13 protein-coding genes, 3 tRNA genes, 1 rRNA gene and 1 pseudogene are annotated in these 12688 nt (G+C 27.2%); 8 read left to right on the top strand and 10 right to left on the bottom strand.

Features of this window, described 5'->3' with window-relative positions; genetic code table 11:
• The first annotated feature begins 8 nt into the window (after nt 1-8).
• From lepB to acpS, 4 genes are all read left to right on the top strand, one after another.
• Nucleotides 9-953 (top strand): signal peptidase I, encoded by a 945-nt coding sequence (gene lepB, locus D9V71_RS01315; RefSeq protein WP_158340585.1) that lies wholly within the window; start codon nt 9-11, stop codon nt 951-953.
• A 134-nt stretch (nt 954-1087) separates the two neighbouring features.
• Nucleotides 1088-1768: a ribonuclease III gene (gene rnc / locus D9V71_RS01310; RefSeq protein ID WP_158340584.1), complete on the top strand. Its 681-nt coding sequence runs from the start codon at nt 1088-1090 to the stop codon at nt 1766-1768.
• Nucleotides 1765-2625: a GTPase Era gene (gene era, locus D9V71_RS01305; RefSeq protein ID WP_158340583.1), complete on the top strand. Its 861-nt coding sequence runs from the start codon at nt 1765-1767 to the stop codon at nt 2623-2625. The genes rnc and era overlap by 4 nt, the downstream gene beginning before the upstream one ends.
• Before the next feature lie 117 nt (nt 2626-2742).
• Nucleotides 2743-3123 carry a holo-ACP synthase gene (gene acpS / locus D9V71_RS01300; protein ID WP_158340582.1) on the top strand — a complete coding sequence of 127 codons (381 nt, stop codon included), beginning with the start codon at nt 2743-2745 and terminating at the stop codon, nt 3121-3123.
• Nucleotides 3124-3148: 25 nt separating this feature from the next.
• Here the strand turns inward: acpS and tadA are convergent, their stop codons facing one another.
• Complete coding sequence (gene tadA, locus D9V71_RS01295) at nt 3149-3610, bottom strand: tRNA adenosine(34) deaminase TadA (RefSeq protein WP_158340581.1); 462 nt, start codon at nt 3608-3610, stop codon at nt 3149-3151.
• A gap of 8 nt (nt 3611-3618) precedes the next feature.
• A complete protein-coding gene (gene smpB / locus D9V71_RS01290) occupies nt 3619-4107 on the bottom strand; it encodes an SsrA-binding protein SmpB (protein WP_158340580.1) in 489 nt (162 codons plus the stop codon).
• Between the two features lie 92 nt (nt 4108-4199).
• On the opposite strand from smpB, the gene D9V71_RS01285 reads away from it, so the two are divergent.
• On the top strand, nt 4200-4499 hold the full coding sequence (locus D9V71_RS01285) for an RnfH family protein (protein WP_158340579.1): 300 nt from the start codon (nt 4200-4202) through the stop codon (nt 4497-4499).
• A gap of 79 nt (nt 4500-4578) precedes the next feature.
• Here D9V71_RS01285 and D9V71_RS01280 read toward each other — a convergent pair whose 3' ends face one another.
• From D9V71_RS01280 to dnaQ, 5 genes are all read right to left on the bottom strand, one after another.
• Nucleotides 4579-5151 (bottom strand): nucleotide exchange factor GrpE, encoded by a 573-nt coding sequence (locus tag D9V71_RS01280; RefSeq protein WP_158340578.1) that lies wholly within the window; start codon nt 5149-5151, stop codon nt 4579-4581.
• Nucleotides 5152-5262: 111 nt separating this feature from the next.
• Nucleotides 5263-5739, bottom strand: coding sequence for a xanthine phosphoribosyltransferase (gpt, locus tag D9V71_RS01275; RefSeq protein ID WP_158340577.1), 477 nt, complete (start codon nt 5737-5739; stop codon nt 5263-5265).
• A gap of 105 nt (nt 5740-5844) precedes the next feature.
• Nucleotides 5845-6426 carry a D-sedoheptulose 7-phosphate isomerase gene (gene lpcA, locus D9V71_RS01270; RefSeq protein WP_158340576.1) on the bottom strand — a complete coding sequence of 194 codons (582 nt, stop codon included), beginning with the start codon at nt 6424-6426 and terminating at the stop codon, nt 5845-5847.
• An 83-nt stretch (nt 6427-6509) separates the two neighbouring features.
• Nucleotides 6510-6583 (bottom strand) — tRNA-Asp (locus D9V71_RS01265).
• A 71-nt stretch (nt 6584-6654) separates the two neighbouring features.
• The gene (dnaQ, locus tag D9V71_RS01260) at nt 6655-7371 is read right to left on the bottom strand and encodes a DNA polymerase III subunit epsilon (RefSeq protein ID WP_158340575.1); all 717 of its coding nucleotides are present in this window, start codon (nt 7369-7371) and stop codon (nt 6655-6657) included.
• A gap of 58 nt (nt 7372-7429) precedes the next feature.
• Here dnaQ and rnhA point away from each other — a divergent pair.
• A pseudogene (gene rnhA, locus D9V71_RS03115) lies at nt 7430-7896 on the top strand (ribonuclease HI).
• A 53-nt stretch (nt 7897-7949) separates the two neighbouring features.
• Entirely contained in the window at nt 7950-8708 is a 759-nt protein-coding gene (gene gloB, locus D9V71_RS01245; RefSeq protein ID WP_158340572.1) for a hydroxyacylglutathione hydrolase, read from the top strand.
• On the opposite strand, the gene D9V71_RS01240 is transcribed toward gloB, so the two are convergent.
• The 3 genes from D9V71_RS01240 to D9V71_RS01230 form a co-directional block, all read right to left on the bottom strand.
• Nucleotides 8700-8772: transfer RNA gene (locus D9V71_RS01240), tRNA-Ala, on the bottom strand. The two genes, gloB and D9V71_RS01240, sit on opposite strands and share 9 nt — an antisense overlap.
• A gap of 14 nt (nt 8773-8786) precedes the next feature.
• Nucleotides 8787-8863 (bottom strand) — tRNA-Ile (locus D9V71_RS01235).
• A gap of 55 nt (nt 8864-8918) precedes the next feature.
• Nucleotides 8919-10465, bottom strand: a 16S ribosomal RNA gene (locus tag D9V71_RS01230).
• 415 nt (nt 10466-10880) lie between these two features.
• Between D9V71_RS01230 and argS the strand changes: the two genes are divergently transcribed.
• Complete coding sequence (argS, locus tag D9V71_RS01225) at nt 10881-12605, top strand: arginine--tRNA ligase (protein ID WP_158340571.1); 1725 nt, start codon at nt 10881-10883, stop codon at nt 12603-12605.
• Nucleotides 12606-12688 lie beyond the last annotated feature (83 nt).

Here is a 12688-nt window from a genome sequence, read left to right as displayed (position 1 = left end):
AAATAAAAATGGCTAATATATTAACTATTTTTTTATTAATTAGTACATTAGTGACGGGAATATTTTGGATTTTTTATCGTGTCAAAGATGTTAAAAATTATTTAATTAATAAAAAAATATTTAAAAATAATCATCTATATCAAAAAAATATAATAAAATTAAAAGATAGAATATATTTTTTTGATTCCCTAGCATCATTTTTTCCAATTTTTTTGATAATATTTATTGTACGTTCATTTATTTATGAACCTTTTCAAATTCCTTCAGGTTCTATGATGCCTACTCTTTTGGTGGGCGATTTTATTCTAGTGGAAAAGTTTTCATATGGTATTAAAGAACCAATTACACATAAAACATTAATAAAAACAAGTAAACCCAAACGTGGTGATATTGTAGTTTTTAAAAATCCAAAAGATCATAATACAGATTATATTAAACGTATAATAGGATTACCTGGAGATAAGATTAAATATGATTTTAATAGTAAACACATGCACATATGTGCTAATTATTTAAATAAAAAAAAATGTCAAGGAGAATTATTAATTAATTATTCAAACCCTAAAATAAGTAATTTTATTCAAAAAATATATTTTTTTAATAAGGAAAACACAATAGAAGAAAAAAAAATATATAATTCATTATACTTTAATATCGTTGAAGAAAATCTTAACAATGTCAAACATAACATATTGTTATTAAATGAAATGAAAAATTCAAAAAAAGATTATTTTCAACAAGAAAATATGCCTAAATTAACTTGGATTGTACCTAAAGGTGAATATTTTATGATGGGAGATAATCGTGATAATAGTTTAGATAGTCGTTATTGGGGTTTTGTACCTGAAAAAAACTTAGTGGGAAAAGCCATTAAAATATGGATGAGTTTTGATAAAAATGAAAATGAATGGCCTACTGGTATACGTATAAATAGAATTGGAAATATATATTAGAAAGAATTAGTGTAGTCAAAATGTAATTAGTAATATATATTTATATTCACTAACGTATAAATTCAATTTTATCAAATTTTCTGTTTTCCTATTATATATACAATCAATTAAAATATTATTGAAATCGGTATAAAATGAATCATATCGTGACAAAAAAAATACAAAAAGTACTAGGATATACTTTTACTCATAAAGATCTTCTAAAACAAGCATTAACACATCGTAGTGCAAGCAGTAAACATAATGAAAGACTAGAGTTTTTAGGTGATTCTATTTTAAGTTTTGTAATTGCTAATGCTTTATATCAACATTTTCCATATATTGATGAAGGCGACATGAGTCGCATGAGAGCAACTTTAGTCCGAGGAAATACCCTGGCAGAAATTGCATATGAATTTGATTTAGGAGAATATTTAAAATTAGGACAGGGAGAACTAAAAAGTGGCGGTTTTCGTCGTGAATCTATTTTAGCTAATACTGTAGAAGCTTTAATTGGTAGTATTTATTTAGATAGCAATATTAAAACAGTAGAAGAATTAATATTAAAATGGTATGAAAAACGTTTGGAAAAAATTAGTCCTGGAGATACACAGAAAGATCCTAAAACACGATTACAAGAGTACTTGCAATCAAGACATTTATCTTTACCTACATATTTTATAGTCGAAGTATACGGTGAAGCTCATAATCAATTATTTACTATTCATTGTAAAATTAGCATGATTTCAGAATATTTAATTGGAACTGGTTCTAGCAGAAGAAAAGCCGAACAAGACGCAGCACAAAAAGCATTAATTCAATTAGGTGTAGAGTGAAAATAAAACAAAAAAATTGTGGATACATCACTATTATTGGGAAAGCAAACGTTGGTAAATCAACATTACTTAATAAAATAGTCGGGAAAAAAATTTCTATTGTATCAAGAAAAAAAAACACAACGCAAAGTAATATTACTGGTATTAAAACTCAAAATAATCATCAATCTATTTATATAGACACGCCTGGGATAATTTTTGATAAAAAAAATAATCATATTCAATATTCAAAAAATAGTTTTCATGAAAAAATAAAAATTTCAACACTAATAATGTTAATTATTGATCGAATTTATTGGACAAAATATGATGAAATAATTTTAAATGAAATAAAAAAAAATAAAATACCAATCATTATTTTAATTAATAAAATCGATAAAATTATTAATAAAGTTATATTGTTACCTTTTATTGATTTTCTTAAAAAAAAATTTGATTTTGTAGATATTATTCCTATTTCTGCAAAAAAAACAAAAAATATCATTTTATTAAATAATGTAATAAAATCTTATTTACCTCATCAACCTCATGTCTACCCTGAGTTTCATATTACAACAAACTCTCAATTTTTCACAATATCTGAAATTATTCGAGAACAATTAATATTATTTTTAGGAGATGAATTACCTTCCATAATAAAAGTAGAAATTGAATCTTGTGAAAAAAAAGAAAAAATAACTCTTCATATAAGAGCTATAATTTGGGTTGAGAATATAAGGCAAAAAGCTATTGTAATTGGTCATAATGGAGAAAGAATAAAGAAGATCAGTATTATTTCAAGAAATAATATAGAAAAAGAATTTCATATTAAAACTCATCTTATCTTATGGGTTAAATATAAAAACTTAAAAAAATAAAATTACACAACTAATTTTTTAAAATTAGTTAAAAGTTAAAATGTTTAACTAATTTTAAAAAAAATAATCATCTTTACAAATCAAATAAATTATATTTATAAAAGGTATACTTTCATAATGGCAATTGTAGGTATAGGAATAGACTTCATAGAAATATTACGTATTAAAAATATTATTTTAAACTACGGAGATAATTTTGCTAAAAGAATTTTATCTACAAAAGAATGGAAAAAATATATTATTAATCAGAACAATATTAGTTTTCTTGCAAAAAAATTTGTTGCCAAAGAAGCGGCTGCCAAAGCATTAGGAACAGGTATAAATTATGGCATAACATTTAATCAATTAGAATTTTTTCATAATAAATCAGGAAAACCAAAATTATGTTTTTTAAAAAATGCTTTACAAAGATCTAAAGAAATAAAATGTAAATCTATACATGTGAGTATATCTGATGAAAAATTATACGCTTATGCTTTAGTTATTTTAGAAACTTAACTGCAAATTTTTATAAAAATGAAATTTATTTTTTTCTCTTTTTTTGAAAAAAATTTATTAAAATATCAGAACATTCATTTTTCATAACATTTTTTTTAATATCTAATTTATAATCTTTTTGCGCATTTAAAAAAATATTTTTCAAACAATATTTATTGTCTGATTTTTCATAATTTGCACCAAATACTAAACGTTTAATACGACTATGTATAATTGCTCCAGAACACATAACACAAGGTTGCAAAGTTACATATAATGTAGTATTTAACAATCGATAATTTTTTATTTTTTTTCCTGCATCACGCAAAGCTATAATTTCTGCATGTGCAGTTGGATCATTTTTAGTAATGGAACTATTCCATCCTATCCCGATAATACGTTCTTTAAATACTAGTATCGCACCTATAGGGACTTCGCCTTTTTCTTTAGCATAATATGCATATTTTAAAGCGATTTTCATCCAATTTTCATCTTTTTTATAGTTCATAAAATGTTTTAATATGTTTTTTTTGTTTGTTTGAGTATTTTAAATTTTTCTTTTTCCCATTCTTTTTTCTTTGATTTTGTTCTTTTATCGTGAACGCTTTTACCCTTTGCTAATCCAAATTCTAACTTACACCAAGATTTTTTCCAAAATAAAGATAATGAAATTATTGTATATCCTGTATTTTTTCGCTTAAGAGATAAAAAATCAATTTCATTTCTATGTAATAATAATTTTCTTCTTCTTGTTGGATTACAAGTAATATGATTTGAAGACATATGTAAAGGTTGAATTAAAGAATTACAAAGATATATTTCATTACGATAACTTATTATATAACTTTCTGAAATATTTACTTTGCCTGATCTAATAGATTTAACTTCCCAACCTTCTAATACTAGACCAGATTGAAATACTTTTTCTATAAAGTAATTATGATATGCTTTTTTGTTTATTACAATTTTAGAAGATTTTTTATGAGATTTTTTTTTAGGTAGCATAATTAAATTCATTCCAAAAGCAAAATAAGTTAAAATAAAAATAATCTTTGTATAATATTAATGAAATAAATAATAAAAATTTTTAAAAAAATATGAATATTATTCAAGCAACAGTGATTTATGCTTTACCAGAAATTCAACATATTCGCGAAGTTAAGATTAAATTAGGATCTACTGTAAAAGATGCTATCTTGGCATCAAATTTATTCAATCTAATAAATAACATATCGTTCTATCATAATAGGATAGGAATATATAATAAAATAGTGCATTTAAAATCCAAAATAAAAGATGGCGATAGAATTGAAATTTATAGAAATTTGATGATAGATCCTAGGGAATGGAGAAGAAAAAATATTTTTCGATCAAATAAAAATTTTAAAATATATTAAAATATTAAAAAAATTATTTTTAGATTTAATAATAATAAAAAATTTAAAAATATTATTAAATCTAAAATATATAATAATTTTATTTTTTTTTCTTCGAAACTATGACCATAGCAGGACGTAATAAACGAGATTCGTGAAGAATGTAACCTGGTTGCATTACTGTAACTATTTGATTAGATTCTATTTCATTAGTATAATGTACTGACATAGCTTGATGGATAGATGGATTAAATAATACATTGACATCATTTATTTTTTTAATACCAAACACATTAAAAAATTCTTCTAGCAAATTACAAATAAATTTTAACTTATGCAAAATTCCTATGTAATTTTCTTTTGATTTACTTATTTCTTCTATTAAATTTAGTGCACGTTCAATACTATCTACAATAGGGAGAAAATCTATAATTAATTTTTCTAAAGAAAATTTTATGGATTTTTCAACTTCTTTGTTCAGTCTATTAAAAATCAACATTATTTCTTTTTCAGTAGTCTTCTCCAATTCTATTATTTTTTTTTCAGATTCTTTTAATTGAATTTCTAAAAATTGAGTTAAATTTTTTTTTATTAGATAGTCATTTTTATTTTTTTCATCATTAATTTTTATATTTTTTTTGTTATCTACTTTTTTTTCTTCTGTATTTATCATAAAAACATCCTTTTTAGTATGTATTTATTTTGAAAATTTTTAATTTTATTTATTTAAAATCATTACATTAAAAATTTCTTAGGAAAAATAATATTATTTTTTTAAGATGTTTTATTTGATTTTATAGTTCTGAATAATAGGAGGAATGTAAGAAATTGACATATCCCATGGTTGTTCAATCCATATATTTTGAGGAATGTCTATAATGTAATCATCAACTAACAAACGACCCATTGGCTTGGCAAATATAGTTACAAAATATGCTTTTGGATACAGACTTCGAATAATTTTTGCAGTACCACCAGTATCCACTAGATCATCTATTACAATAATTTGTTCTCCATCGCCTTCCGCTTTTTTAATTATTTTTCTATTTTTCTTTAAGCAATTATAATTATAACTTTCAATACACACAGTATCAACACATCGAACACCTAGCTCTCTTGCTAGTAAAGCTGATGGAACAAGACCACCTCGACTTACAGCAATAATTCCATTCCAAGAATGTATGTTTTTAAGTAACCGATTAGCTAGTTTTCTAGTATGAATTTGAAGCATATCCCAGGTAACAATGTATTTCTCACTCATAAAAAAAATTCCGAAACTATAAAATAGTATTGATTAAAAAGTGGAAATATTTTGAAGTTATTATAGGATTTTAGTGTATTTAACAAAAATTATTTAAAAAAATAGTTAGTGTTTTTGCATTTCTTTTTCAATAATTAGTATTAATATATGAATAATTTTAATATGCATTTCCTGTATTCGATCTGAATACCCATAATAAGGAATACAAATCTCTATATCAGATAATTTTTTAATTTTACCTGCATCATTTCCTGTTAAAACAATTACTTTCATTTTTTTTTTCTTTGCTTCTACTATGGCTTTAATTATATTTGGGGAATTTCCAGAAGTAGAAATTGCTAATAATACATCACCTAAACATCCAACACTTTCAATGAAACGTGAAAATACTTGATCATAACCAAAATCATTACCTACTGCAGACATATAGCTGCTATCAGAAATAGAAATAGCGGGATAGCCAGATCTTTTTTTTCGATATACACTAGTTAGTTCTTCTGAAAAATGTACTGCATCACAATGTGATCCTCCATTTCCACATGATATTACTTTTTTACCGTTTTTAAATGATTGAGCGATTAGGATAGCTGATTTTTGAATGTTTTCTATTTGACTATCGTTTTCTAAAAATTTTTTTAATATGTTTAATGCAACATCAAATTCGGAAAAAATTGTTTTTTTATACATAATTTTTAACGTGTATTTTTTAATGAAAAAACTGGATATTTTATTTTAAATAATAAATTTTAGATAATATTTTTAAATTTTTTCGGTGCGGACGGGATTCGAACCCGCGACCCCCGGCGTGACAGGCCGGTATTCTAACCAACTGAACTACCACACCTTGTTAGTATTTTTATATTGTACATATTTTAAAAAAATCAGTCAATAATCTTTTTTATATTTATTTAAAAATTAACACCATAAACATAGACTGTTATCTTTCATATACTGCAAATATTTTTTATGTAGATCTGCTTCTTGTACTGTAGGATGTAATATCCTTAAAGAAGAATTTTTTATTTCAATATTTTTTTTTGTTGTTTGATAATTTTTTTTATGATTCATAATATCATAAAACAACATAGGCTCTTGACCACCAGTCATTAAAAGATATAATTTACCTAAAAGATGAGCATCTATTATTGCACTATGTAGATTTCTATGAGATTTATTTATTTTATAACGTGTACATAAAGCATCTAATGTGTTTTTTTTTCCAGGAAATAATGTTCGAGCTATTTTTAATGTATCCACAATAGAACAAAACGTATCAATATTTTTCATTTTTTTATCTAGCATCATTAATTCTTGATTTATAAATCCTAAATCAAATGAGGCATTATGAATAACTAATGTAGATTTTTTAATGTAATTTAAAAACTGATCAGCAATATCTTTAAAAAAAGGCTTATCTAATAAAAAATTATTAGTAATACCATGAACTTTTAATGCTCCAGATTCTATTAATCTACCAGGTTGAATATAAACATGAAAATTATTTCCTGTAAAACGTCGTCCAATAATTTCAACAGCTCCAATTTCTATAATTCTATGATTTATGTGAGGAAGACTAGTTTGATTTATACCTGTTGTTTCGGTATCTAATATAATTATTCTTTTTTTATTCATAATACTTTTAAATTTAAATTATTCAAATATAATTAGATAATTTGGAATAGCTATCATTATGTTAAAAATAGTTAAAATGTTTACAGATGGTTCTTGTTTAGGAAATCCTGGTGCAGGAGGATACAGTACAATATTACGTTACAAAAAACATGAAAAAATATTAACTTCAGGATTTCATCTAACTACTAATAATCGAATGGAATTAATGGCTGTAATATCAGGATTAGAATCTCTTAATCAATCATGTCTCGTTGAGATTACAACAGACAGTTTATATGTAAAAAAAGGAATTTTGGATTGGATGCCTATATGGAAAAAAAAAAATGGAAAACTACTAAAAAAAAATCTGTAAAAAATTTAGATTTATGGTTACGTATCAATACAGCTTTAAAAAAACATTTTGTAACCTGGTTTTGGATTAAAGCTCATATTGGTCATTTAGAAAATGAAAGATGTGATATCATAGCGCGTCAATCTGCTAGAAATCCTTCAATAAAAGATATTTACTATGAAAATAGCAAATAATAATTACAATTATTTTTATAAAAATAACTATAACAAGAAAATAAGAAAACATTATGATGTTAAAAAAAATACCTATATTAGTTGATAACTATGTTTGGATTCTTTATAATCTTCAAAATTTTTGCATAATCATAGATCCTGGTTTGTCTGAACCTATAATAAAAGAATTAGAGAAAAAAAAATGGCAACCTGTAGCTATTTTATTAACTCATGATCATATTGATCATACAGGAGGAGTGAAGAAAATTATTGAATGTTTCCCAAAAATAAATGTTTTTGGTCCTAATGAAACAAAACGACATGGCGTCAATAAAATTGTAAATAAAGGAGATAAAATTTTCATTTTAAATAAAATTTTTCATGTTTTTTTTACCCCAGGTCACACATTAGGTCATGTTTCTTATTATAGCAACCCGTATATTTTTTGTGGAGATACTCTTTTTTCAGGTGGTTGTGGACGTGTTTATGAAGATAAACACTTAGAAATGTATAATTCTATAAAAATAATTGCCTCTCTTCCAAATAATACTATATTATGCTGTTCTCATGAATATACTTTATCAAATTTAAAGTTTGCTATGTTTTTTTTACCTAACGATGAATCAATTAATTTATATTTCAAAAGAATTAAAAAGAGATTAAATAATTTCGGCAAATCTAGTTTGCCTTCATTTATTATGTTTGAAAAGAAAATTAACTTATTTTTAAGGACAGATGAGCAATGTATAAAAAAATATCTTGGACTAAAAAATAATTTAAACTCTTTTGAAGTATTTGTGAAGTTAAGATTAAAAAAAGATTTTTGGAGCTAAGCGGGATTGAACCGCTGACCTCCTGCGTGCAAGGCAGGCGCTCTCCCAGCTGAGCTATAGCCCCCAGATGATTTTTTATGGTAGGCCTGAGTGGAATTGAACCACCGACCTCACCCTTATCAGGGGTGCGCTCTAACCATCTGAGCTACAAGCCTTCTAATTTTTTTATTAGATAATTTGTGTGGGCACTTTCAAAAAAGTATATATTTTTAAGGAGGTGATCCAACCGCAGGTTCCCCTACGGTTACCTTGTTACGACTTCACCCCAGTCATGAATCACAAAGTGGTAGGCGCCTTCCTTTTAAGGGGTTAGGATACCTGCTTCTTTTGCAACCCACTCCCATGGTGTGACGGGCGGTGTGTACAAGGCCCGGGAACGTATTCACCGTGGCATTCTGATCCACGATTACTAGCGATTCCGACTTCGTGGAGTCGAGTTGCAGACTCCAGTCCGGACTACGATTTACTTTATGAGGTTTGCTTGTCTTTACAGATTTGCTTCTCTTTGTATAAACCATTGTAGCACGTGTGTAGCCCTGGTCGTAAGGGCCATGATGACTTGACGTCGTCCCCACCTTCCTCCGGTTTATAACCGGCAGTCTCCTCTGAGTTCCCGGCCGAACCGCTGGCAACAGGGGATAAGGGTTGCGCTCGTTGCGGGACTTAACCCAACATTTCACAACACGAGCTGACGACAGCCATGCAGCACCTGTCTCATAATTCCCGAAGGCACTTTTTTATTTCTAAAAAATTTTATGGATGTCAAGACCAGGTAAGGTTTTTCGCGTTGCATCGAATTAAACCACATGCTCCACCGCTTGTGCGGGCCCCCGTCAATTCATTTGAGTTTTAGCCTTGCGGCCGTACTCCCCAGGCGGTCGACTTAATGCGTTAGCTTCGGAAGTCACTTCTCTTGGAAACAACCTCCAAGTCGACATCGTTTACGGCATGGACTACCAGGGTATCTAATCCTGTTTGCTCCCCACGCTTTCGCGCCTCAGTGTCAGTATTCGTTTAGGAGGCCGCTTTCGCCACAGGTATTCCTCCAGATATCTACGCATTTCACCGCTACACCTAGAATTCTACCTCCCTCTACGATACTCTAGTTTTTCAGTTTCAAATGCAGTTCCTAGGTTGAGCCTAGGGATTTCACACCTGACTTAAAAAACCACCTACGCGCTCTTTACGCCCAGTAATTCTGATTAACGCTTGCACCCTCCGTATTACCGCGGCTGCTGGCACGGAGTTAGCCGGTGCTTCTTCTGCGGGTAACGTCACGAAATAAAATTATTAGTTTTATTTTTTTCCTCCCCGCTGAAAGTACTTTACAACCCTAAGGCCTTCTTCATACACGCGGCATAGCTGCATCAGGCTTTCGCCCATTGTGCAATATTCCCCACTGCTGCCTCCCGTAGGAGTCTGGACCGTGTCTCAGTTCCAGTGTGGCTGGTTATCCTCTCAGACCAGCTAGAGATCGTTGCCTTGGTAGGCTATTACTCTACCAACAAGCTAATCTCGTCTGGGTTCATCCAAAAGCATGAGGCCAAAAGGTCCCCCACTTTGGTTTTTCAACATTATGCGGTATTAGCTACCATTTCTAGTAGTTATCCCCCTCTTTTGGGTAGATCCCCAGATATTACTCACCCGTTTGCCGCTCGCCGACAAGAGAGCAAGCTCTCTTTTCGCTGCCGCTCGACTTGCATGTGTTAGGCTTGCCGCCAGCGTTCAATCTGAGCCATGATCAAACTCTTCAATTGAAAGAAATTTTCTTAAAGAAATAAAACAAATAAATCTTTAAGAGATTTTTAAATAACAAAAAATAAATTTTGTACTTAATTGTCTGTGCCCACACAGATTATCTAATATATTTTTAAAGAGCGTTTTTATATCTAAAACTTTAGATTAAGAGATTACATTTTTTTTATTCTATTGTCAACCTTTTTATAAAAAATTTTTAATTTTTATTTTTATTTGAACTAAAATATTTTTATAAAACAAAATTAAAAATTTTATTTAATAAATAAATAAAAAAATATAAAATGTAATATATATAATATATTCTGAAAATGCAATTATGATTTACTTTTAGTAAGATATCATAAAATATGTATTTACATTAGTTTTTTAAAAAATAATTAAAAATTCAATGTAATATAAGAAAAGGCTTTTATAATGAATTTAAAAAACATAATAAAAAAAGATATTAAAAATGCTTTAATTAAAATTGATCATAAAGAATACGACCCTATTATTATATTGAATAAAAAAACAAAATTAGGTCATTATCAACTTAATAATTTAATAAAAATATCTAATATATTAAATTTAGATCCATATGAATTATCCAAGATAATAATATTGAATATTAAAAAAAAATCTAGATATAAAAAAATAACATTTTCTCAACCAGGTTTTATTAATATTTTTATCCATGAAAACTGGATCTCGGAACAATTAGAAAAAATTTTTATTTCATCTCGTCTTGGTATAAATCGCTCTAAATCACAAAATATTGTAATAGATTATTCTTCTCCAAATATTGCGAAAGAAATGCATATTGGACATTTACGTTCAACAATAATTGGAGATGTTATGGCAAGAATATTAGATTTCTTAGGACATAATGTGATTAGAGCAAACCACATCGGTGATTGGGGAACACAATTTGGGATGTTAATTGCATATTTAGAAGATAAAAAATTAAAACATGACAACTTATCTCTCACACAACTAGAAAAATTTTATTGTAGAGCAAAAAAAAAATATGACATTGATGAATTATTTGCAGAAAAATCTAGAGAATACGTAGTAAAGTTGCAAAATGGAGATAAAAATTGTTTTTCTATTTGGAAAAAATTAGTATCGATTACAATGCTGGAAAATTATAAAATATACAAAAAGCTAAATGTAACTTTAAAAGAAAATCATACTATGGGAGAAAGTGTATATAACAAAATGCTTCCTGATATTGTTAACGATCTTAAAAATAAAAAAATAGCAATTGAAAAAGACGGTTCTACAGTTGTTTTTTTAAAAGAATTCAAGAATAGATTAGGAGAATCTATGGGTGTTGTTATTCAAAAAAAAGATAAGGGATTTTTATATTCTACTACTGATATTGCTTGTTTTAAATACAGATGTCAAAAATTACATGCTAATCGTATTATATATTATACTGATTCTCGTCAACATCAACATCTAATACAAGCTTGGACTATAGCTAAAAAAGCTAATTATACATCTCCTAATTTATCATTAGAACATCATATGTTTGGAATGATGTTATCAAAAAATAAACGTCCATTTAAAACTCGTAATGGTGATACCATCAAACTTTCTGCACTTCTCGATGAAGCCATAGAAAGAGCAATACATTTAATCAAACAAAAAAAAACTAATTTATCTAAAAAAAAAGCAGTTCAATTAGCTAATATAATAGGTATTGGCGCAGTAAAATATGCAGACTTATCTAAAAATAGAAACACTAATTATGTTTTTGACTGGGATAAAATGCTAAGTTTCGAAGGTAATACTGCCCCTTATATTCAGTATGCTTATACAAGAATTATTTCCATTTTAAAAAAATCTACTATTCCTGTGAATAAATTAAAAGAAAAAATTGTATTGAAAAAAGAAAATGAAATTAATTTAGCTATTAAAATATTAGAGTTTGAAGAAATTATTCTGCTGATTTCTCAAAAAGGAACACCTCATATCTTATGCAAATATCTTTATCAACTTGCAACAAGTTTTTCTAATTTTTATGAAAATTGTTCTATACTTTTTTCTAAAAAAATAAAAAATCGTAAAAGTAGACTTAAGTTATCTATTTTAACAGCTAAAACGTTAAAAAAAGGACTTAATATACTTGGTATTAAAGTGACAAAAAAAATGTAAAATATTATTCATATTATACAAACTCTAAAAAACCAGCAAGGTGAGGAAATAATGTAGCACTAAAACGCACTACTTACCGCCAC

Source organism: Buchnera aphidicola (Macrosiphum euphorbiae), assembly GCF_005237295.1.
In the GTDB taxonomy this organism is placed as follows: Bacteria; Pseudomonadota; Gammaproteobacteria; order Enterobacterales; family Enterobacteriaceae; genus Buchnera; species Buchnera aphidicola_AP.
Note: the sequence above shows the minus strand (reverse complement) of the source record. Positions and strands in the feature narration are given on the sequence as shown.